Source organism: Streptomyces sp. TBY4 (assembly GCF_024213195.1).
GTDB lineage: Bacteria > Actinomycetota > Actinomycetes > Streptomycetales > Streptomycetaceae > Streptomyces.
This window is the reverse complement of record NZ_JANAVF010000004.1, coordinates 52145-78477: the sequence shown is the minus strand read 5'-3', so window position 1 is coordinate 78477 and position 26333 is coordinate 52145. Positions and strand designations below refer to the sequence as shown.

Genomic DNA, 26333 nt, shown 5'->3' with positions numbered 1-26333 from the left:
ACCCCGCGCGGCCCGATGCCGCTGCCCCGCTCGGGCGCGGCCCGGGGCCGGGCCCCGGCCCGGGTCAGGCCGGCGCCCCCGCCAACAGCAGCCGCACCAGCGGAACCACCGCATCCGCCCGGACGGGGTCCAGCTCCGGACCAAAGCCGCCCGGCGCAGCCGCCACCGCGGCCCCCGCCCCGCCCGGCCCCCGCCGCACCAGCTCCCCCAGCGCCCGCCGCACCCCCGCCTCGTACCCACCGAAGGTCCTCCGCAGGAGCGGCAGCACATCCACAAAGGCCCGCTCCGGCACCGACACCAGCCACCCGTCGATCAGCCCGAGCAGCCGCTCGTCGTGCACCAGCAGCGTCCCGCCGCCCGAGGCCCCGCCCGCGAACCCCTCGATCCAGCCCGCCGCGTCGGCCGGCGCGCTCGCCGGTGAAAGCGAGAGCCCCATCAGCCGCGCGGTCTCCCCGGGCTCCAGCCGCCCGTCGTCGAGCAGCAGCCGCGCCGCCCGTCCGCGGAGGAGCCCGGGGACGGTGTCCCGCCCGGCCAGCGTCCGCAGCACCGCCGACCACCGCTCCCGGAGCCCCTCCGCATCGAGCAGCCCGATCGCGCCGTGCACGCCGTCCACGTGCCCCCGCAGTTCCTCCGCCGCGTCGGCGTCCAGTCCCGCCGCGCAGGCGGGCGGCAGCGCCACGCATATCCGCTCGGCGAGCCCCGCCGCCACCGTCCCGAGCGCCGCCGCGTCGGTGCCGCGTACGTCCCCGTACCGCAGCGAACGGGCCAGCGCGGGCAGTGCCTCGGCCAGGCCCGCCACATCGGTGTCCAGTGCGGCCCGGTCGGCGAGGGCCCGCAGGACGGCCGGCAGGGCCTCGGAGAGCCCGGCCAGCAGGCACCGCTCGGCCAGGGCGGTGACTTCTCCCAGCTCCGCAGCAGCGGCCGCGTCGGCCTCGGCCTTGGCGGTGGCCGCCCCGGGGACGGTGGTCCCCCAGATGCCGGCCTCGGCGACCCGTACCGCGAGTTCCGGTTCCCAGCGCAGCCGCCAGGTCTCGCGGAAGGTGCCGGTGCTCCCTCGGGAGGCCGTCGGGAGCCCCCAGTCGATGCCGAGGAGCCTCAGCCGGTGCAGGAGCAGGGACTTGGCCGCGTCGGTGTCCTTGCGCAGGTCGAGCTCCAGCTCCCGGTCCTGGGCCTCGGGTCTGAGGCGCAGCGAGCGCTGCTGCCGGGTCAGGTCGCGCTGGAGCGGTACGACGGGCGCCGCATCGGGGACTTCGCCGAGCACGTCCCCCACGACGAGCCGGTCCTCGATCAGCGCGAGCGGTATGTCGGAGCCGTCGCACATCACGGCCCGGACGGCTTCCAGGGTTTCCGTCAGCCCGGGCACCGGCCGGCCCCGCATCGCGGCGAGGGTGTCGGCGAGCCGGACCGTTTCGATGACGTGGGCCGGGGACACGTGCCGGTCCTCGTCGCGGAGCAGGCCCGCGACCTTGGTCAGCCAGCGCTCGACCGGCCGGTCCGGGGCCGCGAAGAGGTGTGCGTACCAGCCGGGCGAGGTGATGCCCGCGCCGTAGCCTCCGGCCCGGGCGAGGCGCCGGTGGGTCCAGGGCACCCAGGTGGTCTCCACCTTGACCTTGGGCAGTCCGGCGAGGAGCGCCTTGTCCGCCGCCGCGGTGGTCCTCGCCCGCAGGGCCGGGACGTGCCAGGCCCCGCAGACCACCGCGTAGGCGTCGCCGAACTCCCGGCGCGCGGCCCGCATCCGCTGCCGCATGTACGCCTCGCGCACCAGGTCCCGGTGGTGGCCGCCGGCCCCGTACTCCTCGCGCAGGGCGCCCATGGCCTCCCCGAGCGCCTCGAACACGCCCAGCGGGTCGGCCGCCGGTCCGCACCCGCCTCGGTGCTCGACCACGTCCTCCCACCAGCGCTCGGGGTCCTCGTACCCGGCGGTCCCGGCGAGCACGGCCAGCGGGTCCAGCCGTACGGACCCGGGTCCGTGCCCCGCCCCCTCGCCGTCCGCCGCCTCCTCCCCGTCCTCCGGCACGGCCAGCGAGTGCGCGGCCGGGAGGTCGATGAACCGGACCGGCACCTCCCGCTCCTGCGCCCACCGGATGGCGGCCCATTCCGGGGAGAACCCGGCCAGCGGCCAGAACGCGGCCCGGCCGGGGTCGTCGGCCGCATGGGCCAGCAGGGCGACGGGCGGCCGCATCCCCGGGTCCGCGGCCAGCGGGAGCAGGGCGTCCCCCTCCGGCGGTCCCTCGATCAGCACCGCCGCCGGCAGCGCCGCGTCCAGGGCGGCCCGCACCGCGCGGGCCGAGCCGGGCCCGTGGTGCCGTACGCCCAGCAGCAGCGGACCCGCGGTGCCAGGGGTCCCGGTCCGCCGTGCCGTCCCCGGGCTCATGCCGTCACCTCCCGGCAGGCCCGGTAGAAGTCCTTCCAGCCGTCCCGCTCGCGGACCACGGCCTCCAGGTACTCCTGCCAGACGACCTGGTCGGCCGCCGGGTCCCGGACGACGGCCCCGAGGATCCCCGCGGCCACGTCCGAGGGGCGCAGGACGCCGTCCCCGAAGTGGGCGGCCAGGGCGAGGCCGCCCGTGACCACCGAGATGGCCTCGGCCGTGGACAGGGTGCTGCTGGGCGACTTGATCTTCGTACGCCCGTCGTCGGTGACTCCGCCGCGCAGCTCGCGGAAGACGGTGACCACGCGGCGGATCTCCTCCAGGCCCTCCGGGGCCGCGGGCAGGTCCAGGGCGCGGCCCATCTGGTCGACGCGGCGGGCGACGATGTCGACCTCGGCGTCGGCGGTGGCGGGCAGCGGCAGGACCACGGTGTTGAAGCGCCTGCGCAGTGCGCTGGAGAGCTCGTTGACCCCGCGGTCGCGGTCGTTGGCGGTGGCGATGAGGTTGAAGCCGCGGACGGCCTGCACCTCCTGGCCGAGCTCCGGTATCGGGAGCGTCTTCTCGGACAGGACGGTGATCAGGGTGTCCTGGACGTCCGCGGGGATCCGCGTGAGCTCCTCGACGCGGGCCGTCATGCCCTCGGCCATGGCCCGCATGACCGGGCTCGGTACGAGCGCTTCGCGGCTCGGTCCGTGGGCGAGGAGGCGGGCGTAGTTCCAGCCGTACCGGATGGCCTCCTCCGGGGTGCCGGCGGTGCCCTGGACGAGGAGGGTGGAGTCTCCGCTGACGGCCGCGGCCAGGTGCTCGGACACCCAGGTCTTGGCGGTGCCGGGCACGCCGAGGAGCAGCAGCGCGCGGTCGGTGGCGAGGGTGGTGACGGCGACTTCGACGATCCGGCGCGGGCCGACGTACTTGGGCGTGATGACGGTGCCGTCTTCGAGGGTGCCGCCCTGCAGGTACGTGGCCACGGCCCACGGGGAGAGTTTCCAGCGGGCCGGGCGGGGCCGGTCGTCGGCGGCCGCCAGGGCTTTCAGTTCGTGTGCGAAGGCGTCTTCGGCGTGCGGTCGCAGCGCCTCTGCGGTGGTCTCGTTCCCGGTCGTGGCCATGGTCCCCCTCCAATGCTCCGCAGCCGCTCCCGACTGCTGGAACCACGATGCACCCGACCACTGACAACAGCCCCCGGGAGATGTGTTGTTGCAGGTCAGGGCGATTGTCAGTGGGGGTCTCTACGGTGGAACACATGACTGAGCAGGGGGTCCGCTGGACAGCGGAACAGGTACTGGCTCTGGCTCCTGACGACGCCTCACGCAAGGCGGGGGCCAGACTCGGCGGTGCGGGGCCGTGGTCACAGACCGGAGGTTCCGCTTCCGGTGCGGTGTGGGGGTTGTGCAAGGGCAGCGGCAGCAAGCCGTACCGGACGGTCGTCGATCTGTCCGGGCCCGCCTACAAGTGCTCCTGCCCGAGCCGGAAGTTCCCGTGCAAGCACGCGCTGGGCCTGCTGCTGCTCCGGGCCGCGGAGGGGCTCGGCACCCCGGCCGGCACCCCGGCCGGCGATCAGGCCGAGGCTCCGGACTGGGCCGCCGAGTGGCTCACGGCGCGGGCGGAGAAGGCCGCACGGCCCGCCGCCGGGGGGCCCGGCCGGGCCGTGCCGGCCGACGCGGAGGCGGCCCGCAAGCGGGCCGAGCGGCGGGCGGCACGGATCAGCGCGGGCGTCACCGAGCTGGAACAGCGGCTGGCGGACCTGGTGCGCGACGGCCTCGCAGGTCAGGAGCGCGCGGGATACGCGGCCTGGGAGGAGACCGCCGCCCGGATGGTCGACGCCCAGGCTCCCGGACTGGCCGCACGGGTAAGGGAGTTGGGGACGATACCCAGTTGCGGCACCGGCTGGCCCGCCCGGATGCTGGAGGAGGCCGCGCTGCTGCACCTGCTGGACCGGGCCTGGCTGGGGGTTTCCGGACTGCCGGAGCCGCTGGCCGCGACGGTCCGCAGCCGTCTGGGACTGCAGCCCCGGACGGAGGGCGAGGCCGTACGGGACCGCTGGCTCGTGCTGGCCCAGTACGACACGGCGTCTCCGGACGGCCGTCTCATCACCCGCCGGACATGGCTGCGCGGGCTGACGGGCGGCCGGCCGGCCCTGGTCCTGGACTTCGGCCCGCCCGGGCGACCGCCGGGGCTGGCCCTGCCCGTCGGACTGGTGCTGGAGGCGGAAGCCCGCTTCCGGCCCGGCTCGGCGGGGCTGCGGGCGGATCTCGGGGAGGGGTTCGCCCCGCCCGCGCCGTGCCCGGCCGCGCCCACCGGCGTGAGCACGGGAGCGGCACTGGAGGCGTACGGCGCGGCACTGCGCGAGGACCCCTGGCTGGAGTCCTGGCCGGTGGTGCTCGGCCCGGTGGTGCCGATACCGGGAGGAGGACACGGAGGAAGACACGGGGGAAAGGGAGGACAAGAGGCCGCGGAGGCCTGGCAATTGGCGGACGCGGAGGGGACGTCCGCCCTGCCCGTGCCCCTGACCGGGGCCGGGAGCCGGCCCGGTTCCGGGCTGTGGCAGCTGGCCGCGCTCTCGGGCGGCGGCCCGCTGACGGTGTTCGGCGAATGCGGACACCGCGGATTCACCCCGCTGACGGCCTGGCAGCCGGACTCCTCGGAGCCGGTGGTGCTGGGCTGAGCGGGCGCAGGGGGAGAGCGGCGGCGCGGGGGCGCCGACGCATTCGGAACGAGTGAGCCGGGGGGCTTTCGTGGACGACAACCACGCCAGTTGAGGTCGCAGTCAGAGGCCGCAGTTCGATCGAGCTGCTCCGGTCCCGCGGAGGGGGCGGGACCGGAGCAGGGCACGGCACACGAAGGAAAGGGAGGGGATCCGGTGACCACGACGACGAACACAGCGCCGAACACGGCCACGGCCACGGCCCACGGGGACGGGAGCTGGGACGACCTCGTCGCCGCCGCGCTGCTGGGTACCGAGCGGCGCCGGGGCAGTCCCGAGGCCCTGCTCGGGGCAGCGGCCCTGCAGACGGTACGGCGCCGGGCCGGGCTGAGACCCGCCGAGGCGGGGCCCCGGCCCGAGCCCGCGCCGCGCGACCCGCGCCCGGAACCGCCGGAGCCGGCCCGGCGGCGGCTCGCGCAGCTGCTGGCCGGCCGGGCCGGTGCCGGCAGCGGCAGCGGGCGGCGGGGGGCCGCCCCGGACCTGACGGAGCTGCTGCCGCAGTGGCTGGCCGCCGCCGGCCGGCACGGCTACCGGGCCCCGGCCTCGCTCGTACCCGCGCTGCTGGACGTCGCGCGGGCCCGCACCGACCTCCGGCCGCAGGCGCTGGCCCTGGCCGGGCCGCGCGGACTGTGGCTCGCCCGGCTCAATCCGGACTGGCGGTTCGCACTGCGCGGGGGATCCGGGGGCGCCGGCGAACTGCCCGACGCGGAGGACTCCGTGGCGGTGGAACGGCTGTGGCAGGAGGGGCTGTTCGCGGAGCGGGTCGCGCTGCTCGGCCTCGTACGGGCCCACGAGGCGGCCGCCGGACCGCGGCTGCTGGAGACCACCTGGAGCACCGAGCGGGCCGAGGACCGGCTGATGTTCCTCGACTCCCTGCGGGTGGGGCTGTCCGCGGGCGACGAACCCTTCCTGGAAGCGGCGCTGGGCGACCGCAGCCGCAATGTCCGGGCGACCGCCGCCGAGCTGCTGTCGGCGCTGCCGACCTCGGCGCTGGCCGCACGGATGGCCGAGCGGGCGCTCGCCTGCGTCGGCCCTGAGGGGGTGACTCCGCCGGCCGAGTGCGACGCGGGGATGCTCCGCGACGGCGTGGTGAAACGGCCGCCGGCCGGTCGCGGGGAGCGGGCCTGGTGGCTGGGGCAGCTGGTGGAGTCCGCGCCGCTGTCGTGCTGGCGGGACCGGTTCGGGGGGCTCGGCCCGGCGGAGATCGTGGCCCTGCCGGTGGCCGAGGGCTGGGCGGAGGAACTGCACGCGGCCTGGTGCCGGGCCGCGGTCCGGCAGGGCGACCCCGCGTGGTCTCAGGCCCTGCTCGGCTCTGCGTCCGCGTCGCCCGCGGCGGGCCCGGCGACGGCGTCGCTGGCGGAGCGGGCGAAGCTCCTGTCCACCCTCGGGGAGGAGGAACGGGCGGCGTGGGTCGCGGAGTTCATACGAGCACACGGGCTGTCGGAGGCGTTCCAGCTGCTCGGGGTGTGCGTGGTGCCGTGGGCGGGGGCGCTGGGGGGAGCGGTGATCGAGGCGCTGGACTCCGCGCGGGAGGCGGGGGGCTACCCGTGGAGCTTCAGCGGGGTGATGGGGTTGGCGGAGCGGTGCCTTGATCCTGCGGAGGCGGGGCGGCTCGAGGTGCTGGTGGAGGAGCCGGTGGAGGAGGGAGGTGCGGCGGCGTACTGGTCGGAGGCCTTCCAGCGACTGCTCGCCACCCTGCGCCTGCGAGCAGCCTTGCACGCAGAACTGACCCCACCGCCCTGACAGCCGGCGCGCCGGGGGGCGCAGCCCTGCGGGGCAAAGTCCCCGACCCACCCTTCCACCGTTCCCAGGGCCCCACCCTGACCCGGTCCTCAAACGCCGGACGGGCTGGGAGGGGCTACCGGGCCCCGCCCGAACCCCCTGGGGCTCCGCCCCAGACCCCGGTCCTCAAACGCCGGACGGCTGGATGCCCCAGCCCCACCGACGTTCACGCGCAGGCCGAGGCCGGCCCGGATCCAGCTCCTCCGGCGTTTGAGGAGCTGGTCCGGGCGGCGCCCGGAAGGGCACAGCGCAGCGGCGGCCGCGCGGGCAGGCGGACCTCAGGGCACGCCCAGCCCCGCCGGCGTTTGAGGCGCAGGGGTGCGGGGGCCGGGCCGCGGTAGCGGTGCCCGCGCGCGGCGGAGCGGCCGGAGGTGCCCTCGGCCCCGGTACGGGCTACGCCGGCTGGCGGACGTGGGCGCGGACCCAGTCGACGATGGCCGTGGTGGTCGCGCCCGGGGTGAAGATCTCGGCCACGCCCTTCTCCTTCAGCGGAGCGATGTCCGCCTCCGGGATGATGCCGCCACCGAACACCTTGATGTCCTCCGCGTCGCGCTCCGCAAGGAGCTCCAGCACGCGCGCGAACAGCGTGTTGTGCGCGCCCGACAGGATCGAGAGACCGATCGCGTCGGCGTCCTCCTGGATCGCCGTGTCGACGATCTGTTCGGGGGTCTGGTGGAGGCCGGTGTAGATCACCTCCATGCCCGCGTCCCGCAGGGCCCGCGCGATCACCTTGGCGCCTCGGTCGTGGCCGTCGAGGCCCGGCTTGGCCACCACCACACGGATCGGACCGGTCACACCCATCGCACTGCCTCCCGAGTGAACGAACGTTAAGTACAGCATCGCGCACACCCCCGTTTCGCGGTCAACCGGGAGGGGGAAATCACACGTGGGATGGCGTTCCACCGCTCCGCGCCGACAGCCGCACGGCACGGGGCGGTCGTTCGCCCCGGTCCCGATCAAGAAGAGGACCTGGGGGGCGGTCCATGGGGATGAGCTTGTCCGGGGCCGCGCTGCGGGCCGGCGTACTGGAAGCGTTCGTGCTCGGCGGGCACCTCCTGCTGTATCCCACCGGGGTACTGCAGGAGCCGGAGCGACCCGCCACCGCCGCCGGCCATGCGCGGCCGCCGGTGGTGCTGCTGCACGGGTTCACCGACAACCGCTCCGTCTTCGTCCTGCTGCGCCGCGCCCTCGGGGCCGGCGGCCTGCGGCAGGTGGAGGCGTACAACTACTCCCCCTTCACCCGCGACCTGCGCGTCACGGCCCGGCATCTCGCCCGCCGCGTCGAGGAGCTGTGCGAGCGCACGGGGCAGGACCGGGTGGACCTGGTGGGGCACAGCCTCGGCGGACTGGTCGGGCGGTACTACGTCCAGCGCCTCGGCGGTGACGCGCGCGTCCGCACGCTCGTCACGCTCGGCACCCCGCATTCCGGCACCCGCGTGGCGCCCTTCATGGACGCGCACCCCCTGGTCCGGCAGATGCGTCCGGGTTCCGAGGTGCTCAAGGAGCTGCACGCCCCCGCGCCCGGCTGCCGGACCCGGTGCGTGGCGTTCTGGAGCGAGTTCGACGAGCTGATGGACCCGACCGGGACGGCCCGTATCGACCACCCGGACCTGCTCGTGGAGAACGTGCAGGTCACCGGCATCGGGCATCTCGCCCTGCCCGTGCACCCCGCCGTCATCGCGGCGGTCCGGCGGGCGCTCGACGGACCCCGGCCCGCCCTCCCGCACCCCGGTGCCTCTTCCGTCGCCTGACGGACAGCCAGTCGAACATCTTTCGAACTCAAGGCCAAGGGTGGGTCTACAGCCGACCGAAAGGCGGCCGAATGCCCGGTTCCGCCGAGCACAAAAGCCGCCGAAGATTGTCGTTGCGTGTAACCGCCGGGTACAGTCACGCCACTGCTCTCCTCCGAGGACCCCACATTCCTCGGCCACCCAGGCCCCCCGCTGCCGAGGCGAAAGAGAAGTTGGTGAACGACCGCCCCTCGTCGGGCCAGTACCCCGATTTCGGGTACGACGGCCTTTCCACCACCACTTTCGCTGGCGATTCAGCGTTCACGCCCTATGAAACACAGGGCCAGGGCTACAACTACGGCGCCGTCTACGGTTCCTACGACACCGGCTCGTACGACACCACCGCGTGGAGCGCCCCCCAGAACGGCTACGCCCAGCAGCCCGTCGACGGATACACCGGCTTCGAGAACCACGACGGCTATCTGTCGACCGTCCCCACCCAGGGCGGCGTCTCCCTGGACTACCAGTCCACCGCCTTCGGTTACGAGACCTCCGCCGAGCAGACCGGCCACTGGTCGGTCCCCGGCTACGGGACCGAGACCGGCACCTACGACGCCACCGCCTGGAACACGGCCTCCGAGCAGACCTACGGATACGCCGGGTACGAGCAGCAGCAGCCCGCCGCCGAGCCGGCGCAGGAGCAGTACGCCTACGGGTACGAGGCCTACGCCCCGCCCTCGGCCGAGGGCGGGGCCGGGGCCGGGGCCTCCTACACCGAGACCGCCGTCTTCGAGTTCGTCCCCGCCGGGGACGAGGCCGACGCCGGGGACGAGGCCGACGGCACGTACGCCGACGAGGCCTACGCGGACGTCCAAGTGCACGACCTCCCCACCCAGGCCATGCCCGTCACCCCGGCCGCGCCCGCCGAGCCGCGCCCCTCGCGGCGCGCCGGTTCCAAGTCCGGTGCCAAGCCCGGTTCGAAGACCGTCGCCAAGGCTGGTCGCGCCAAGGCCGGCGCCAACACCAGCCGTCGCAGCCCGGCCAAGCGGTCCGCGCTGCTGACCGTGGCCGTTCCCTCGGCCTGCGTGATGGGCGTCGCCGGTGTGGCGGCCGCCTCCGTGGGCGGGCTCACCGGTGCGGACAAGCAGTCCGAGGACACCACCACCCTGGCCGCGCCCGACCCGGCCTCCATCAAGCCGGTCGCCGCGAACAGCAAGCTCGACACCCAGCTCACCGCGCTCAGCGCCGACGCCGGCGACTTCGCGGACCGTGCGAGCCGCACCCAGGAACGCATCGACCTGCGCCTGCGCCAGGACGAGGAGAAGAAGCGGAAGGCGGAGGAGGCCGCGGCCAAGGAAGCGGCCCGCCCCAAGTTCGCCCTCCCCGTCGCCCGGCACGGCCTCAGCGCCGGCTACGGCCAGGCGGGCGTCAACTGGATGTCCGTGCACACCGGCATCGACTTCCCGGTCGGCTACGGGACTTCGGTCATGGCCGCCACCGACGGCACCGTGCGCAGCCAGTTCAACAGCGCCTACGGCAACATGGTGATACTCACCGCGCCCGACGGTACCGAGACCTGGTACTGCCACCTCAGCAGCGCCAAGATCCGGTCCGGCAAGGTCAAGGCCGGCGACGTGATCGCGTACTCCGGCGACACCGGCAATTCCACCGGCCCGCACCTCCACTTCGAGGTGAGGCCGGGTGGCGGCTCCCCGGTCGACCCCGCGGCATGGCTGCGCTCCAAGGGCCTGAACCCGAACTAGATCCGGGCAACACAGGCACCAGGCACCGAACACTCAGCACCAAGCGTCCGGCCCGCCCCCTCGGGGCGGGCCGTCGTGCGTCCCTGGGCCGGGCCGCTCTAGAGCTTCTGGACCGGTGCGTAGCGCAGCAGGAGCCGCTTGGGCTTCTCGTCGCCGAAGTCGATGGTGGCCTGCGCGTCCGCGCCGGCTCCCCTGACCTCCATGACGGTGCCCAGCCCGAACTGGTCGTGCGTGACCCGGTCCCCGACCACCAGCGTGATGACCGGCTTGTCGGCGGCCCGCCGCGTCGCGAACCCCGAGGGGCCCGACTTCGTACGCGACGAGGACAGGAAGGCCTCGGGCGAGGTGCCGAAGGATGCCTTCGATCCGCCGCCGCCCGTGCCCGAGGACCCGTACCCCGAGCCGCGCACCGGGCCCGCGGGCTTCTGCGCCGCGCCCGTCCGCTTCCACTGCAGGTACTCGGCCGGGATCTCCTCCAGGAACCGCGACGGCGGGTTGTAGGAGGGGGTGCCCCAGGCGCTGCGCATGCTCGACCGCGTCAGGTACAGGCGCTCGCGCGCCCGCGTGATGCCGACGTAGGCGAGGCGGCGCTCCTCCTCCAGTTCCTTGGTCTGGCCGAGCGCGCGCATGTGCGGGAAGACCCCGTCCTCCATGCCGGTCAGGAAGACCACCGGGAACTCGAGGCCCTTGGCGGTGTGCAGGGTCATGAGGGTGATGACGCCGTTGCCGTCGGTGTCCTCGTCCGGGATCTGGTCGGAGTCGGCGACCAGGGCGACCTGCTCCAGGAACTCGGAGAGGGTGCCGGGGCCGACCGGCGGGGCGCCGTTCTCGGCGGCCTCGGCCGCCGCCGCTTCCCTCGCCTGCTCGAATTCGAGCGCCACGGCCGCGAGTTCCTGGAGGTTCTCGATGCGCGTCTCGTCCTGCGGGTCGGTCGAGGCCTGGAGCTCGGCGAGGTAGCCCGTGCGCTCCAGGACCGCTTCCAGGACCACCGCCGGGCCGGCGCCCGAGTCGACGATGGTGCGGAGCTCCTCCATCAGCACGTTGAAGCGCTTGACGGCGTTGGTCGAGCGGGCGGCCATGCCGAAGGCCTCGTCGACCCGGCGCAGCGCCTGCGGGAAGGTGATCTTCTCGCGCATCGCGAGCGCGTCGATCATCGCCTCAGCGCGCTCGCCGATGCCGCGCTTGGGCACGTTCAGGATCCGGCGGAGCGGGACGTTGTCCTCGGGATTCGACAGGACGCGCAGGTACGCGAGGACGTCCCTGACCTCCTTGCGCTCGTAGAAGCGCACGCCGCCGACGACCTTGTAGGGCAGTCCGACGCGGATGAAGATCTCCTCGAACACGCGGGACTGCGCGTTGGTCCGGTAGAAGATCGCGACGTCGCCGGCCTTCGCGTCGCCCGCGTCCGTCAGCCGGTCGATCTCGTCGGCGATGAACTGGGCCTCGTCGTGCTCGGTGTCCGCGACGTAGCCGGTGATCACGGCGCCGCTGCCGGCCTCGGTCCACAGGTTCTTCGCGCGGCGGTTCTCGTTGCGCTCGATGACCGCGTTGGCGGCGGACAGGATCGTCTGGGTGGAGCGGTAGTTCTGCTCCAGCAGGATCGTGGTCGCGTCCGCGTAGTCCTCCTCGAACTGGAGGATGTTGCGGATGGTCGCGCCGCGGAAGGCGTAGATCGACTGGTCGGCGTCACCCACGACGCACAGCTCGGCGGGCGGCAGGTCCGGGTAGCCGGTGCCGACCAGCTCGCGCACGAGCGTGTACTGGGCGTGGTTGGTGTCCTGGTACTCGTCGACCAGCACGTGCCGGAAGCGGCGCCGGTAGTGCTCCGCGACCTCCGGGAAGGCCTGGAGGAGGTGGACCGTGGTCATGATGATGTCGTCGAAGTCGAGGGCGTTGGCCTCGCGCAGCCGCCCCTGGTACATCGCGTACGCCTGGGCGAGGGTCTTCTCGAAACCGTCGGCGGCCTGCCCGGCGAAGGCGTCCTCGTCGATGAGCTCGTTCTTCAGGTTCGAGATCTTGGCGCTGAACGCCTTCGGCGGGAACTTCTTCGGGTCCAGGTCCAGGTCGCGGCAGACGAGTGCCATCAGGCGCTTCGAGTCGGCCGCGTCGTAGATCGAGAAGGAGGAGGTGAAACCGAGCCGCTTGGACTCGCGGCGCAGGATGCGCACGCACGCACTGTGGAAGGTGGAGACCCACATGGCGTTGGCGCGCGGGCCGACCAGGCCCTCGACGCGCTCCTTCATCTCACCGGCGGCCTTGTTGGTGAAGGTGATCGCGAGGATCTGGCCGGGGTGGACGCCGCGGGCGCCCAGCAGGTGGCCGATGCGGTGCGTCAGCACGCGCGTCTTGCCGGATCCGGCGCCGGCCACGATGAGCAGCGGCGAGCCCGCGTGCACCACGGCGGCGGCCTGCTGCTCGTTCAGCCCGTCCAGGAGCGCCGCCGGATCGATGACGGGCCGCGGGGCGCCGTCCCGGTAGTAGGCGTCCCCACTCATGGGCACGTCGAACCGGCCCCCGAAGAGGTCGTCCGCGCCCGCCTCGGGGGCGGCGTGGTCCTCGGGCGGCGGGGGGACCTCTTCGGAGGGGGAGAGGTCGGCCAGGAAGCTGTCGTCAAAGAGGCTGCTCATCGCCTTCCGAGTCTAGGGGGCGGGACCGACAGCCGGTCCCGCCCCCGGAAAATCGCGGTCCCGACCGGCGGCATATGCCCTGCGGACCGCTCCCGACCCCTTCCGAGGGACTCCCTCCGGCGCTAGCGTGCTCCGCCAACCGGAAGGAGGTGCCGGCCCGTGTACACGTACGGATTCCCCTCGTCCCATCCCTCCCCCCACCACCGCAAGCCGCGCACCCGAAGACATCCGCACGCCCCCACCGCGGTCGTCACGACCGCGGCCCTCTCCTCCTTAGGCCTGCTCCTCCCCCACCAGGCCGCGGCGGCGCCGGCGCCCCGCCCCTCGGTGGAGGAGGTACGGACCCGCGTGGACGAACTGCACCGGCAGGCGGGCACGGCCACCCAGGCCTACGACGCGGCGGCCGGGCGGACCGCGGAGCAGCGGGCCCTGCTGTCGGCGCTCATGGACCAGGTGGCGGCCACCACCCAGAAGCTGAACGAGGCCCGGCGGCTGCTCGGCAGCTACGCCGCCGACCGGTACCGCGGCTCCGCCGGCCTCGGCGGGACCGCGACCCTGCTGCTCAGCGACGATCCGCAGGCCTTCTTCGCCCAGACCCACCTGCTGAACCGGCTCGGCGGCCGCGAGGACGCACTGCTCACCCAGTACACGCGGGCCCGGGCGGAGACGGCCGGCAAACGCCGGGAGGCGGCCGTGGTGGTCTCCGAGCTGGAGCAGGCACAGGAGGAGCTGCGCGGGCGCAAGCAGGAGGTGCAGACCCGCCTCGCGGAGGCGAACGCCCTGCTCGCGCGGCTCACCGCGCCGGAACGGGCGCAGGCCCTGGCCCCCCGGACCCCGGCCGCCCCGGGGACGCGGCCCGCGGACGGCCCCGCGTCGGCGGCCGGGGCCAGGGCGGTGGCCTTCGCCCGGGCCCAGCTGGGCAAACCGTACGTCTGGGGCGCGACCGGCCCGCGCTCGTACGACTGCTCCGGCCTGACCCAGGCGGCCTGGCGGGCCGCGGGGATCGCGCTGCCGCGCACCACCTGGGACCAGGTGAAGGCGGCTCCGCGGATCGCGACGAGCGCGCTGCGCCCGGGGGACCTGGTCTTCTTCTATGCGGACATCAGCCACGTGGGGATCTACATCGGCGGCGGCCGCATGATCCACGCACCGAGGCCGGGCACCTCCGTCCGCGAGGACTCCGTCTTCTACCAGCCGATCTACGGGAGCGTCCGGCCGGGGTGAGCGCGCCGGCAGCCGGGCCCCGGCCCGCCGCAGCCGCCTCGTACCGGCCTTCGGCGGCCACGGATCCGTCCATCGGCGTCCGTTGGCCGCCTCGTCGGCGTGTCCGTCACTCAGCGCCACCACGCGGCCGGCCTGCCCGGCGTGCCGCTCACCGTCTGTATCAGAGGAGTTGGCGCGGCGCCCCCCAACTCACTCCCACCGTTGGTCCGTTCGTGCCGTTCGATTCGCAGGTTCCGCCAACCGGACCTAGCGTCTAGCACATCGAGGAGCATTTCCTGCCTTTTGCGGACAAATTGTTCGCGGCTGCGCCTCGGGGACCCGGAGGATTCACCATGCGTTCCATACGTGTCGCGTCCGTAGCCCTGCTGTCCACCGCCGCCGTCGCGCTCGCCGCGCCGATCGCCTCGGCCAATGACGGCGGGACCACGCCCAACGTCACGTCCTTCGGCTTCACCGTCTCCCCCACCACCGTCGCCCCGGGCGGCACCGTCACGCTGAACGCCACCAACTGCCAGGAACCGCTGGTGAAGGTCTCCTCCGGCGTCTTCGACTCGGTCGAACTCAACGAGGGCAAGTCCGCAACCGCCACGGTGGACGCGGACGCCAAGGCGGGTGCCCAGTACGAGGTCACCTTCGACTGCAAGGGCGAGAAGGGCACGACCACCCTCACGGTCGCGGGCCACTCGACCGGTACCGGCACCGGTACGACCACTCCGTCCAAGGGCGTCAAGGCCGGCCTCGGCGGCGGCGCCGCCGGGCTGAACGGCACCGAGATCGCAGTCGGTTCCGCGCTGCTGGCCGGTGCGCTCGGCGGCAGCGTGTTCCTGATGCGCCGCCGGGCGGGCGACAACGCCTGACCGCCGTCCCCCTGACCGCCGGGCCCGTCCGACCTGCCCCTGGCGACCGGACGGGCCCGGTCCAGTACCGCCCGCCGAATCTCCGGCACCACCGAAGGAGCACGCGCCATGCCCCGCCCCCAGGAGCGTACGAAGCCTCGCGGCGGCTGGGGCGTCGTCGCCGTGGTCGCCCTCAGCGGCACGTTCCTCCTCACCAACGGGCTCGACCTCAACGGCGGTCCGCCGCAGCCCGCGCAGGCCTCCGTGCTGGTCAGCGACCCTGTCCACGACGAGGCCGCCCGCCGCCTCCCGCCGGCCCCGCAGCCGCTGAAGGCCTCGCCGCCGACCCGGATCCGGATTCCGGCCGTACGGGTCGACGCCCCCGTCACCCGGGTCGGACTCGACGCCGAGGGCTGGGTGGACGCCCCGCCGCCGGAGGACCGGAACCTGGCCGGCTGGTACGAAGGCTCCGCCGCCCCGGGGGCCCAGGGCACGGCGGTGATCGACGGTCACGTGGACAACAAGGAGGGACCGGCCGTCTTCTACACGCTCGGCTCGCTCAAGCAGGGGCAGCACATCGAGGTGGACCGGCAGGACGGCCGTACCGCCGTGTTCACGGTGTACGGCATCGAGGTCGTCGGCAAGAACGATTTTCCGGCGGCGCGGGTCTACGGCCCCAAGGGCTCCCCCGAGCTCCGCGTGATCACCTGCGGCGGCGGCTTCTCGAAGAAGGAGGGCTACGACGGCAACGTGGTCGTCTTCGCCCGCCTGACGGAGATCCGCTGATGACCACCGCCTAGGCTCGTCGCCATGAACGTACTCATCAATGTCTTCCTCGGCCTGCACATCATCGGGATCGCCTCGCTCCTCGGTGGGTTCCTGACCCAGATGAAGGCGATGAGCGCCGGCACCGCCCGCTTCGTGCCCGCGATGCTGCACGGTGCGTTGACCATGCTCGTCACCGGCGTCCTGCTCGTCGGTTTCCGCGAGATGGACGGCGGAACCGTGAACAACATCAAGATCGGCGTGAAGCTCGCGATCCTCTTCGCGATCCTGGCGATCGTGTACGTCAAGCGCGACGAGGAGCGGGTGGAGAAGGCACTGTTCGGCGCGGTCGGCGGACTGACGATGGTCAATATCTTCATCGCCGTTCTCTGGCGCTGACACCGGAAGGCCATCGAGCGCCACTCCCCCGCCCAGGTCCGGTCACGTGCGGACACTTTCGATCATCTCGTCATCTCCCCGTTACCTTCGGGTCTAGCGTCCTCCCCCAAGCACCGTCGGAGGAAGGACGTGAGGCCCTCGTGGCCAGTCATCGAAAGCCCAGGCAGCGCCCGCTCACCGGCGGCACGGCACGGAGCACCGCACGCACCACCGCCGCCACCCTCGCCCTCGCGGGCGCTGCCACCGCCACCGCGTTCGAAGGCACCTCCCACGCCGATCCGCAGCCGACGCCCTCACAGGTCAAGGCGGAGATGGACCGGCTCTACGAGGAGGCCGGGGCCGCGACGGACCGGTACAACGGGGCGAAGGAGAAGGCCGACGAGGCGCAGCGCGCGCTCGACGGGCTGCGGGACGAGACCGCCCGCAAGACCGACCGGCTCAACACGGCCCGCAGCGCGCTCGGTTCGCTGGCCGCGACCCAGTACCGCAGCGGCACCCTGGGCGCCGCCGTACAGCTGGCGATGTCCGACGATCCGCAGGAATACCTGGACCGGGCCGCCCTCATCACCCGTGCCGGGAACCGGAACGCGGCCGACATCTCGGCGGTGCGGCGGGGGCTCGACGAGGTCGGGAAGCTCAAGGAGCAGGCCGCCGGGCGGCTCGCCGAACTGCGGGCCCGGCAGGGCGAACTCGCGGGCCACAAGGCCGAGATCGAGGAGAAGCTGACCGCGGCGCAGCGGCTGCTCGCGAAGCTGACGGCCGAGGAGCGGGCGGCCTACGAGGCCCGCTCGGCCGGTCCCGCCCCGAGCGCCCCCGCACCGGCCGGCCCCGCCGCCCAGGCTCCGCCGCCCGCCGACGGCTCCCGCGCGGCCCGCGCGGTGGCGTTCGCGCACGGGGCGATCGGCAAGCCGTACGTGTGGGGCGCGACCGGCCCCGGTTCGTACGACTGCTCCGGTCTGACCCAGGCGGCCTGGCGTGCGGCCGGGGTGTCGCTGCCGCGCACCACCTACACGCAGATCAACGCGGGGCGGCGGGTCTCCCGCGATGCGCTGGCCCCCGGCGACCTGGTGTTCTTCTACTCCGGCGTCACGCACGTCGGCCTGTACATCGGCAACGGCCAGATGATCCACGCCCCGCGCCCCGGTTCCACGGTGCGCGTCGCGCCGGTGGACTCGATGCCCTGGGCCGGCGCCTCGCGACCCGCCTGACCGGGGTCGGGGCGGGGCGGGGCGGATCGGCCGGCGTCGGATCAGATCAGGCGGCGGGCCGTCGCCCAGCGGGTCAGCTCGTGGCGGTTGGAGAGCTGGAGCTTGCGCAGCACCGCCGAGACGTGGGATTCCACCGTCTTGACCGAGATGAACAGCTGCTTGGCGATCTCCTTGTACGCGTACCCGCGGGCGATCAGCCGCAGCACCTCGCGCTCGCGCTGGGTGAGGCGGTCCAGGTCCTCGTCGACCGGCGGGGCGTCGGTCGAGGCGAAGGCGTCGAGCACGAAGCCGGCCAGCCGCGGCGAGAACACCGCGTCCCCGTCCTGGACGCGGAAGACCGAGTCCACCAGGTCGGTGCCGGTGATCGTCTTGGTGACGTAGCCGCGGGCGCCGCCACGGATGACCCCGATGACGTCCTCGGCGGCGTCCGACACCGACAGGGCCAGGAACCGTACCGGGTCCTCGACGGCGCCCATCAGCGGGGCGCAGCGGCGCAGCACCTCGACGCCACCGCCACCGGGCAGGTGCACGTCGAGGAGCACCACCTCGGGGCGGGTGGCGGTGATGACGGTGACGGCCTGGTCCACGTCGGCGGCCTCGCCGACGACCTCGACCCCGGTCCGCTCGGTCTCGCCGATCTCGGCCTGCACCCCGGTGCGGAACATCCGGTGGTCGTCTACGAGCACCACCCGGACCCTCCTGGTCACGCCGCCGGTGCTCGCGCTGTCCTCGGTCATGCTGCCTTCGCCGCCCTCTCCATCTCCAGCTCGACTTCCGTGCCGCCGTCCGGTGCGGACCGCAGTCGCGCGGTCCCGCCGTTGCGCTGCATCCGGCCGATGATCGATTCTCGTACGCCCATGCGGTCGTCCGGTACCGCGTCCATGTCGAAGCCGGGTCCGCGGTCGCGTACGGACACGAACACCGTCTGGCCCTCGACCTCCGCGTACACCTGGACGGGGCCGCCGTCGCCACCGTACTTGGCGGCATTGACCATCGCCTCGCGCGCGGCCTGCATCTGTGCGGCCAGCTTCTCGTCGAGGGGGCAGTCCCCGACGACGACCACCTCGATCTGGACCCCGTGGTGGTCCTCCACCTCGGCGGCCGTCCGCTTGACGGCCTCGGCCAGCGTCGTCGGCTCCTCGCCCTCGTCCTTGCCGGTGCCCTCGGGCTTGTACAGCCAGTTGCGCAGCTCCCGCTCCTGGGCGCGGGCGAGGCGGCGCACCTCTCCGGCGTCCTCGGCGTTGCGCTGGATCAGGGTGAGGGTGTGCAGCACGGAGTCGTGGACGTGGGCGGCGACCTCGGCGCGCTCCTGGGCGCGGATGCGCATCAGGCGCTCCTCGGAGAGGTCCTGGGTCATCCGGATCAGCCAGGGTCCGGCCAGGAGGGCGACGCCGACGAGGACGGCGAGGGTGGCGGTCAGTACGTTGCCCAGCTGGGCCGCGGAGCCGCGGACCACGATGAAGACGGTGAGGCCCACGCCGACCAGGGCGACGCCCGCGAGCGCGCGGGCGGCCTGCAGGAGCCTGGCGTGCCGGCCGGCGGCGGCGTTCCAGTGGGCGCGGCGGGCGTTGTCGGCCTGGCGCCAGACGAGGACCACGCCGGCTCCGACGAGCAGGGTCGGCCACACGTACCGTCCGGAGCTGCCGCCGACCTGGACCTGGGAGATGAAGATGCCCGCGCCGACGCACAGCGCGATCAGCGCGATGATCTGGCCCCGCTCGGGCTTGCGCAGCCGCCGGGTGCCGTCGGGGAGGGTGTCGAAGTAGGAGCGGTGACCGCTGCGGCCGCCGACGCCGAGCGGTACGAAGACCCAGAACGCGGCGTAGAGCAGCACGCCGAGGCCGTCGCCCCACATGAACAGGCCGAGGAAGGCGAGCCGGACCCAGACGACGGGCAGGCCCAGGTGCCCGGCGAGCCCGCGCGCGACTCCGCCGAGCATCCGGCCGTCGGCGCTGCGGTACAGCTTGCGCTGCGGCGTCTCGTCGGAGTCCGGTGCGTACGGCGTGCGGGGAGCGGCTGCTACGGGCATGTCACCGATGGTCACACGCTCGCGGCGCCCGTGGCATCAGGGCAGCCCCCCAGTTCTCTCGGGGGGATATCAGGGTTGCGCCAGGGTAGATCCGGATGCCCACGGCGACGGCGGACCGTCACCATGTACGCATGACCGAAGTACACGATCCCCCGTCGCCGGACGCAGGAGCCGGCTCGCGTGGGGCCGGCGCGGGCGCCGGCTCCGCTTCGCCGCTCGCCGAGCGCCCTCCCCTGCGCCGCGGCAAGCGCGACAAGGTGCTTGCGGGCGTGTGCGGCGGTCTGGGCCGGTACTTCGATCTCGACCCGGTGATATTCCGGATCGTGCTCGGTGTCCTCGCCGTCACCGGCGGCGTCGGTCTGATCTTCTACGGCTTCGCGTGGCTGCTGCTGCCCCAGGAGGGCGAGGAGGACAGCGAGGCGAAGAAGCTGCTGACCGGCCGGGTCGAGGGCTCGACGCTGGCCGCGGTCTTCGCCGCGCTGGTGGGCTGCGCCCTGTTCCTGTCGATGCTGGACAACAGCGGGCTGGCGGTCTTCTCCGTCCTGGCCGTGCTGGCGCTGGGCGGCGCGGCGTACTGGTCGCAGCGGCGGCGCGGCGGGGCCGGCGCGGCTGCCGAGGAGAAGGCCGCGTCGGGCACCGAGTTCGTGTATCCGGCGGCCACCCGCACCGGGCACCGCACCGCGCACAGTCCGGCGCCGCCCGAGACCCAGGCGCCGCCCGCGCCCGGTGGCCCGTCCTGGTGGCGGGATCCGCTGGTCAAGGACGGGACCACGGGGCCGGTCGGCTCGACCGGGTACCTGTGGGGCCCCGAAGACCCGGCCGACGCCGTCCCCGGCGGCGGCCAGGCCACGGCTCCGCCTTCCGGGGAGCACGTCCCGAGGGACTCCCGTGGCGGCATCGGCGGCCGGGTGTTCGTGCTGGCCGCGCTGGCCGGGAGCACGGCCACCGCCGCGGTCTGGGAAGGCAGCACCCTGAGCCACGCCCTGCAGGTCGGCTTCGCCGCCGGCCTCGTCGTCTTCGGCCTCGGGCTCGTGGTGAGTTCGGTCAGGGGCCGCACCGGCTTCGGCACCGTGCTGTTCTCGGTGATCACGGCCGTTCTGCTGGCCGCATCGGTCGCCCTGCCCAAGGACATCAGTACCGACTGGCGCGTCGTGGACTGGCATCCGACGGCGGTGGCCGAGGTGGCGCCGGTCTACGAGGCGGGCACCGGGCTCGCCACCCTGGACCTCAGCCACGTGGACGTGCCCAAGGGCACCACCGTGCCCGTCCGCGCCTCGATCGAGGCGGGCAGGCTGCGGGTGATCCTCCCGAGGGAGGTCACCGCGGAGACGGTGGCGACGGTCAGGCTGGGCGACATCCAGATGCCCGGCGACACCGGCGAGGACGTCCGTATACGCAACCGCACCGAAACCCGGCAGGCAACCCTGCCCCCCGCCTCGGGCACCAAGGCCGGCGGCACGATCGCATTGCACCTGAGTGCGGGTGTGGGACAGGTGGAGGTGGCCCGTGCGGCGTCATGAGTTCCAGCCGGGACGGCTGATCGCGGGACTGGTCCTGACGGCGGCCGGGGTGCTCTATCTCCTGGGCGCGGCGGGCGAGGCCGATCCGCCCTGGTTCTTCGTCCTGATGATGACCGCGGGCGGTCTCGCCTTCGCCGCCGTCACCGGGCTGGTGACCTACGCGGTGCGCCGCGACCGGCGCGAGCGGATCAGAGAGTCCAGCGAGAGGTAGGGCGCCCCGGCGAGGACCAGCGGGGTCCAGGCCATGAGGTAGATCAGGTCGTTGCCGTAGTAGTACGGGGTCACCGCCCAGGACACGGTGAGCCACAGGCTGAGCGAGATCAGGGCTCCGCCGACGGACGCGATCCGGGTGAGCAGTCCGGCCAGGACCCCGAGGCCGACGAGGAGTTCCCCGATGGCCAGGGCCACGGCGAAGCCGACGGGTGCCTTCAGGGCCATGTCCACCATGGCCGGGATCGCCGAGGTGTCGCGCACCCCGTTCATCAGTTCACCGATGGATCCGCTGCCGGTGGCGGAGAGGAACGCCGAGTCGGTCAGCTTGTCCAGGCCGGCGTAGACGAAGGTCACGCCGAGGAAGATCCGCAGGGGCAGGAGCGCGTGGCGGGCGGCGAGCTCGCGCAGACCGCTCGGTCCGGTAGGAGCGTCAGGGCCGCCGGAGGGGACGTCAGTTCGGGTCACGCGCTATGTGTACCCGCTTCACTCCGCCACGTCGATGGTGCACCGGTTGGATTCCACCCCCGCGGCGGTGACGACCTGGATCTCGATCCGCCCCGGCTCCACTTCCGCCGGGACCGGCACGGTCAGCACGGCGTCGGACGGGTTGGTGAAGCCCCCCGCCACCGGGACCAGCGGTACGTGCACATGGACCGCACCCACCCGGACCACCAGCCGGGCCAGCATCTCCGGCGTCTGCGCCCCGGGCGGGACGAAGCCGACCCCGCGGATCTCGATGTCGTCCCCGGGGCGGATCGCCGCGTCCAGGTCCCCGGGCTCGCGCCTGCGCACCACCGACAGGACCAGCGGGCGGCTGCCCTCCGCGTACTTCGCCGCCAGGTACACGGCCGCCGAGAGCGCCACCAGCAGCGCCAGTGCCCACGGCAGCGCCGGCAGCCGGTCCGGGAACCGGGCCAGGGAGACCGCCGCGAAGGCCAGCACCACCGTGGAGACCAGCACGTACTGGGCGTCCGCGAAGGAGCCCCGGCCCGCGTCGTCCGTCAGCAGGTCCGCCCCGGTCGGGCGGTCCGCCGGCAGCTTCTGCAGCCGCTGCCCCATGATCCGTACGGAGACCACCCGGCGCACCAGCACCGCGACCCCCGAGGTCAGCCCGAGCACCGCGAGCAGCGGCAGCGCCCGGTCGAAGGCGAGCCCCTCGTACAGCGCCTGGCGTTCGGGTCCCGGCGAGGAGGCGGCCAGCCGCAGCGCGGGCAGCAGCGTCGCGAAGGCGGTGAGCACCAGCCAGGCGCTCGGCACCGTCTTCGAGGTGGACAGCCGGTTGTCCTCACCGACGAGCGGGGCCAGCAGCCCGCCCCGGAGCGTCTGCGCGCGGGCCGCCATCGTCAGCAGCGCGGCCAGCACGAGCGCGGCCAGCAGCCCGGCGGTGCGCGCCGTGGACCAGCCGGTGCCGAGCGCGGTGCCGACCTGGACCAGGAGCAGCACCCCCGCGGCGATCCACACGGCGAGGACCGCCCGCCGGGAGAACAGGTGGAGCCAGGAGCTGCCCGCTTCCCGGCCCCGGTCGGCGACCGTCCGGGCCGACAGGGTCAGCTCGTCGGAGACCCACTGGCGGGAGGCTCCGAGGGAGTGGGCCACGGCGGCCGGCACTCCCTGCCCGGAGGCGAACTCGTCGCGCTTCTCCAGGAACGCCGCGACCGCGCGGCGGTGCCCCTCACGTGTGCAGTCCTCGCAGGCGCAGGCCGCGGTATGGGTGCTTCTGGACATCTCTTGGACAGCCACGAACGTGCCGCCTCTCTGAACTACGGTGCGATGCCAGCGAATTGTGCACCACTGCGGCAGTGTTCCGGATTGCGCACGATGTCAGAGCAGGTGATTAACCGTTCATGATGTTGACGCACCCGCTCAGGCGCCCTCCAGCAGCGGCTGGCAGTTCACCCAGGCCGCCAGATCGGAACCGAACCGCTCCCGGGTCGCGAGCGCACTGTGGTGGCTGATGAGCACCGCCTTCCCGGCCGCCCGCGCGATCAGCTGCACCTGCGCGGCCCGCTCCGCCGCGATGAACCACCAGGCGGCGGCCTCCACGGAGTCGCCGACCGTCAGCAGCCCGAGGTTCCGCAGGACCAGCGCCTTGTAGGGGCCGAGCGCGCTCGCGATCCGCCCGGCGTCCCCGCCGGCCGCGGCCCCGCCGCCCGCGGCCCCTCCGCCCGCAAACTCGTCGAGCAGTGCGTGGTCCTCGTAGAAGGCGCAGGCCTCCTGGGTGACGGGGGCGAGCAGTTCGCCGAGCGCGGCGAGCGCCCTGCCGTACGGGGCCTGCGTGCGGACGACGGCCACCACGCCGGGCCGGGCCCGGTGGACGGCCGCGTGCACGGCGAAGGCCAGCTGGTTGACCCGTCGCTCCCCCTGCCGGACCCGCCCCTCCCCGTCGACCAGCAGCAGGTCCTCGGGGCCGATCGCGCCGAAGGCCCGGCCGAAGGGGTTCACCCAGTAGCAGTCCTCGAACTCCGGGTCCCGGGCGCTGACGTGCCCGCCCACCCCGTCCTCGTAGCCGAGCCGGCCCAGCAGCCGCAGCACCCCGGCGAGCCGCTCCTTGCGGTGGGCCCGCTCCTCCTCGGGGGTGGCGAACACCGGCGGCATGTCGAAGCCCAGCCGCTCGGCGGGCACGGGTGCGGGTGGCTCGGTCATGGCCCCTCCTTCAAGGTCGCGGCGCAAAGTACCGGCGACCGGCCGAAGAGGCCATACACGCGGCGAGGCCGCCGCTCCCTGCGCGGGAGCGGCGGCCTCGTCACGTACGACTGCGACTGACGGGTGGGACTACTCCCACTCGATGGTGCCCGGGGGCTTGCTCGTGCAGTCCAGGACCACGCGGTTGACGTCCGGGACCTCGTTGGTGATGCGGGTGGAGATCCGCGCGAGCACCTCGTACGGCATGCGCGTCCAGTCCGCGGTCATGGCGTCCTCGGAGGAGACGGGGCGCAGCACGATCGGGTGGCCGTAGGTACGGCCGTCACCCTGGACGCCGACGCTGCGGACATCGGCCAGCAGGACGACCGGGCACTGCCAGATCTCCTTGTCCAGGCCGGCCGCCGTGAGCTCGTGGCGGGCGATGGCGTCGGCCTCGCGGAGCAGGTCCAGACGCTCCTTGGTGACCTCGCCGACGATGCGGATGCCGAGGCCGGGGCCGGGGAACGGCTGGCGCTGGACGATCTCGGCGGGCAGGCCGAGCTCCTGGCCGACCATCCGGACCTCGTCCTTGAACAGCTGGCGCAGCGGCTCGACGAGCTCGAACTCGATGTCGTCGGGGAGCCCGCCCACGTTGTGGTGGGACTTGATGTTGGCGGTGCCGGTGCCGCCGCCGGACTCGACGACGTCCGGGTACAGGGTGCCCTGGACCAGGAAGGCCACCGCCGGGCCGTCCTCCTGGAGGATCTCCAGCTGGGCCTGCTCGAAGACGCGGATGAACTCGCGCCCGATGATCTTGCGCTTGGTCTCCGGGTCGGAGACCCCGGCCAGCGCGTTCAGGAAGCGCTCCTGGGCGTCGACGACCTTCAGCTGCACGCCGGTGGCGGCGACGAAGTCCTTCTCGACCTGCTCGGTCTCGCCCTTGCGCATCAGTCCGTGGTCCACGTACACGCAGGTCAGCTGCGAGCCGATGGCCTTCTGCACGAGGGCCGCGGCGACCGCGGAGTCCACGCCGCCCGAGAGGCCGCAGATGGCGCGCTTGTCGCCGACCTGCTCGCGGATGAGGGCGACCTGCTCCTCGACGATGTTGCCGGGGGTCCAGGTGGGCTGGAGGCCCGCGCCGCGGTAGAGGAAGTGCTCCAGGATCTGCTGGCCGTGCGTGGAGTGCATCACCTCGGGGTGGTACTGCACGCCGTAGAGCTTCTTCTCGTCGTTCTCGAAGGCCGCGACCGGGACCACGTCGGTGGACGCGGTGACGGTGAAGCCCTCGGGAGCGGCGGAGCAGGCGTCGCCGTGGGACATCCACACCGACTGGTTCTCGGGGGTGCCCTCGAAGAGGGTGGAGCCGGTCTTGGAGACGGCCAGCGGGGTACGGCCGTACTCGCGCGAGCCGGTGTTGTCGACGGTGCCGCCGAGGGTGACCGCCATGAGCTGGAAGCCGTAGCACATGCCGAAGACGGGGACTCCGGCCTCGAAGATCGCGCCGTCGAGCTGGGGGGCGCCCTCCTCGTACACGGAGGACGGGCCGCCGGACAGGATGATCGCCTTCGGGTTCTTGGCGAGCATCTCGGCCACGGGCATCGTGCTGGGCACGACCTCGGAGTAGACCCGTGCCTCGCGGACGCGGCGGGCGATCAGCTGCGCGTACTGGGCGCCGAAGTCGACGACGAGAACCGTGTCCGGGGCGCTGTCGTGGGTGGCGAAGGTGGCTTCTGGCACGGGGCAGGCCTTCCGGCGGAAGAGGGGGTTGTTTTGTCGATTCTAACGGGGGACGGATACCCCTCTTCGTCTCAGTGTCCGAACCGGGTTGGCACGGAGCGGGACAGAGGGTCATAATCCCTCCATGCGCAAGCAGCTGAGCTTCCTCTTTACCTATGGCACCGGCCGGTCCGGTCGCCATGGGTCCTCGTGATGCTCGCTTGAGCCACTGACTTCCCAGAGCGCCCCGGTCCGACAGGACCGGGGCGCTCTGGCGTTCCCGCTCCTGCCGGGCCCACACCCCCAGGAGAACACCATGTCCGTCACCACCCCCGAGCAGCTCATCACCGACTCCCGCGACCGCATCGACGCCCTCGACGACCGGATCATCGGCCTGATCCAGGAGCGGATGGCCGTCTCGACCGTCATCCAGGAGGCCCGGATCGGCTCGGGCGGGCGCCGGGTGCACCTGTCGCGGGAGATGGAGGTCCTCAAGCACTGGAGCGACGCCCTCGGCAAGCCCGGCACCGCGCTCGCGATGACCGTGCTGGAGCTGTGCCGCGGCCGGGTCTGAGGCCGGGTCCGAGGCCGGCTCCGGGACCCGCCGCGGCGACCGTGACGCCTGTTCGTCACCCGTCCGGACCGTGACCGCCCCCACGGCCCTTCGTTGATGCCGATGACCGTGCCAGCCAGGTGCGGGACCGCAGCACCACGCGTGGCTCCGCTGGAGCGATGAGACGCACCCCCTGCCGGGCGTGCGTCGTGGGACCTCGCTCCTTCATGTGACCGGACGGCAGGGGACAGCAGCCCGGTCACCACACAGGGAA

22 protein-coding genes are annotated in these 26333 nt (G+C 73.4%); 12 read left to right on the top strand and 10 right to left on the bottom strand.

Annotated elements, in window-relative coordinates:
* Positions 1–64: 64 nt before the first annotated feature.
* Both NLX94_RS11050 and NLX94_RS11045 read right to left on the bottom strand, forming a co-directional pair.
* Positions 65–2374 (bottom strand): DUF5682 family protein, encoded by a 2310-nt coding sequence (locus NLX94_RS11050; protein WP_254382484.1) that lies wholly within the window; start codon positions 2372–2374, stop codon positions 65–67.
* On the bottom strand, positions 2371–3477 hold the full coding sequence (locus NLX94_RS11045) for an AAA family ATPase (RefSeq protein ID WP_254382483.1): 1107 nt from the start codon (positions 3475–3477) through the stop codon (positions 2371–2373). The genes NLX94_RS11050 and NLX94_RS11045 overlap by 4 nt, the downstream gene beginning before the upstream one ends.
* A 134-nt stretch (positions 3478–3611) precedes the next feature.
* On the opposite strand from NLX94_RS11045, the gene NLX94_RS11040 reads away from it, so the two are divergent.
* Together NLX94_RS11040 and NLX94_RS11035 are read left to right on the top strand one after the other, a co-directional pair.
* Positions 3612–5033 carry an SWIM zinc finger family protein gene (locus tag NLX94_RS11040; protein ID WP_254382482.1) on the top strand — a complete coding sequence of 474 codons (1422 nt, stop codon included), beginning with the start codon at positions 3612–3614 and terminating at the stop codon, positions 5031–5033.
* A gap of 195 nt (positions 5034–5228) precedes the next feature.
* Positions 5229–6815: a DUF5691 domain-containing protein gene (locus tag NLX94_RS11035; protein WP_374683933.1), complete on the top strand. Its 1587-nt coding sequence runs from the start codon at positions 5229–5231 to the stop codon at positions 6813–6815.
* A 432-nt stretch (positions 6816–7247) separates the two neighbouring features.
* Here the strand turns inward: NLX94_RS11035 and NLX94_RS11030 are convergent, their stop codons facing one another.
* Positions 7248–7655 carry a cobalamin B12-binding domain-containing protein gene (locus NLX94_RS11030; protein WP_243333486.1) on the bottom strand — a complete coding sequence of 136 codons (408 nt, stop codon included), beginning with the start codon at positions 7653–7655 and terminating at the stop codon, positions 7248–7250.
* A 182-nt stretch (positions 7656–7837) separates the two neighbouring features.
* Here NLX94_RS11030 and NLX94_RS11025 point away from each other — a divergent pair, with 182 nt between their 5' ends.
* The gene (locus NLX94_RS11025) at positions 7838–8605 is read left to right on the top strand and encodes a triacylglycerol lipase (protein ID WP_254382481.1); all 768 of its coding nucleotides are present in this window, start codon (positions 7838–7840) and stop codon (positions 8603–8605) included.
* Positions 8606–8676: 71 nt separating this feature from the next.
* Positions 8677–10347 carry a M23 family metallopeptidase gene (locus NLX94_RS11020; protein WP_254382480.1) on the top strand — a complete coding sequence of 557 codons (1671 nt, stop codon included), beginning with the start codon at positions 8677–8679 and terminating at the stop codon, positions 10345–10347.
* 98 nt (positions 10348–10445) lie between these two features.
* Here the strand turns inward: NLX94_RS11020 and pcrA are convergent, their stop codons facing one another.
* The gene (pcrA, locus tag NLX94_RS11015) at positions 10446–12974 is read right to left on the bottom strand and encodes a DNA helicase PcrA (protein ID WP_254382479.1); all 2529 of its coding nucleotides are present in this window, start codon (positions 12972–12974) and stop codon (positions 10446–10448) included.
* A gap of 159 nt (positions 12975–13133) precedes the next feature.
* Between pcrA and NLX94_RS11010 the strand changes: the two genes are divergently transcribed.
* From NLX94_RS11010 to NLX94_RS10990, 5 genes are all read left to right on the top strand, one after another.
* Positions 13134–14198, top strand: coding sequence for a C40 family peptidase (locus tag NLX94_RS11010; RefSeq protein ID WP_254382478.1), 1065 nt, complete (start codon positions 13134–13136; stop codon positions 14196–14198).
* Positions 14199–14530: 332 nt separating this feature from the next.
* Positions 14531–15055, top strand: a complete 525-nt coding sequence (locus NLX94_RS11005; protein ID WP_254382477.1) for a hypothetical protein — start codon at positions 14531–14533, stop codon at positions 15053–15055.
* Between the two features lie 108 nt (positions 15056–15163).
* Positions 15164–15820: a class F sortase gene (locus NLX94_RS11000; protein WP_254382476.1), complete on the top strand. Its 657-nt coding sequence runs from the start codon at positions 15164–15166 to the stop codon at positions 15818–15820.
* A gap of 24 nt (positions 15821–15844) precedes the next feature.
* Positions 15845–16198 (top strand): hypothetical protein, encoded by a 354-nt coding sequence (locus tag NLX94_RS10995; protein ID WP_254382475.1) that lies wholly within the window; start codon positions 15845–15847, stop codon positions 16196–16198.
* A gap of 140 nt (positions 16199–16338) precedes the next feature.
* Positions 16339–17406, top strand: a complete 1068-nt coding sequence (locus NLX94_RS10990; protein ID WP_254382474.1) for a C40 family peptidase — start codon at positions 16339–16341, stop codon at positions 17404–17406.
* Between the two features lie 41 nt (positions 17407–17447).
* On the opposite strand, the gene NLX94_RS10985 is transcribed toward NLX94_RS10990, so the two are convergent.
* Positions 17448–18143, bottom strand: coding sequence for a response regulator transcription factor (locus NLX94_RS10985; RefSeq protein ID WP_243333471.1), 696 nt, complete (start codon positions 18141–18143; stop codon positions 17448–17450).
* Positions 18140–19435: an ATP-binding protein gene (locus NLX94_RS10980; RefSeq protein WP_254382473.1), complete on the bottom strand. Its 1296-nt coding sequence runs from the start codon at positions 19433–19435 to the stop codon at positions 18140–18142. The genes NLX94_RS10985 and NLX94_RS10980 overlap by 4 nt, the downstream gene beginning before the upstream one ends.
* A 131-nt stretch (positions 19436–19566) precedes the next feature.
* Between NLX94_RS10980 and NLX94_RS10975 the strand changes: the two genes are divergently transcribed.
* On the top strand, positions 19567–20955 hold the full coding sequence (locus NLX94_RS10975) for a PspC domain-containing protein (protein ID WP_254382472.1): 1389 nt from the start codon (positions 19567–19569) through the stop codon (positions 20953–20955).
* Entirely contained in the window at positions 20942–21166 is a 225-nt protein-coding gene (locus NLX94_RS10970; RefSeq protein ID WP_254382471.1) for a hypothetical protein, read from the top strand. The genes NLX94_RS10975 and NLX94_RS10970 overlap by 14 nt, the downstream gene beginning before the upstream one ends.
* Here the strand turns inward: NLX94_RS10970 and NLX94_RS10965 are convergent.
* The 4 genes from NLX94_RS10965 to guaA all read right to left on the bottom strand — a co-directional run bounded on the left by NLX94_RS10965 (position 21112) and on the right by guaA (position 25527).
* Complete coding sequence (locus NLX94_RS10965) at positions 21112–21633, bottom strand: DoxX family membrane protein (RefSeq protein WP_254382470.1); 522 nt, start codon at positions 21631–21633, stop codon at positions 21112–21114. The genes NLX94_RS10970 and NLX94_RS10965 overlap by 55 nt on opposite strands.
* 18 nt (positions 21634–21651) lie before the next feature.
* Entirely contained in the window at positions 21652–22908 is a 1257-nt protein-coding gene (locus NLX94_RS10960; RefSeq protein ID WP_254382469.1) for a hypothetical protein, read from the bottom strand.
* A gap of 123 nt (positions 22909–23031) precedes the next feature.
* Complete coding sequence (locus NLX94_RS10955) at positions 23032–23811, bottom strand: class II aldolase/adducin family protein (RefSeq protein WP_254382468.1); 780 nt, start codon at positions 23809–23811, stop codon at positions 23032–23034.
* Between the two features lie 129 nt (positions 23812–23940).
* On the bottom strand, positions 23941–25527 hold the full coding sequence (gene guaA / locus NLX94_RS10950; RefSeq protein WP_254382467.1) for a glutamine-hydrolyzing GMP synthase: 1587 nt from the start codon (positions 25525–25527) through the stop codon (positions 23941–23943).
* Positions 25528–25822: 295 nt separating this feature from the next.
* Between guaA and NLX94_RS10945 the strand changes: the two genes are divergently transcribed.
* Entirely contained in the window at positions 25823–26080 is a 258-nt protein-coding gene (locus tag NLX94_RS10945) for a chorismate mutase (protein WP_254382466.1), read from the top strand.
* The last annotated feature ends 253 nt before the right edge of the window (positions 26081–26333 follow it).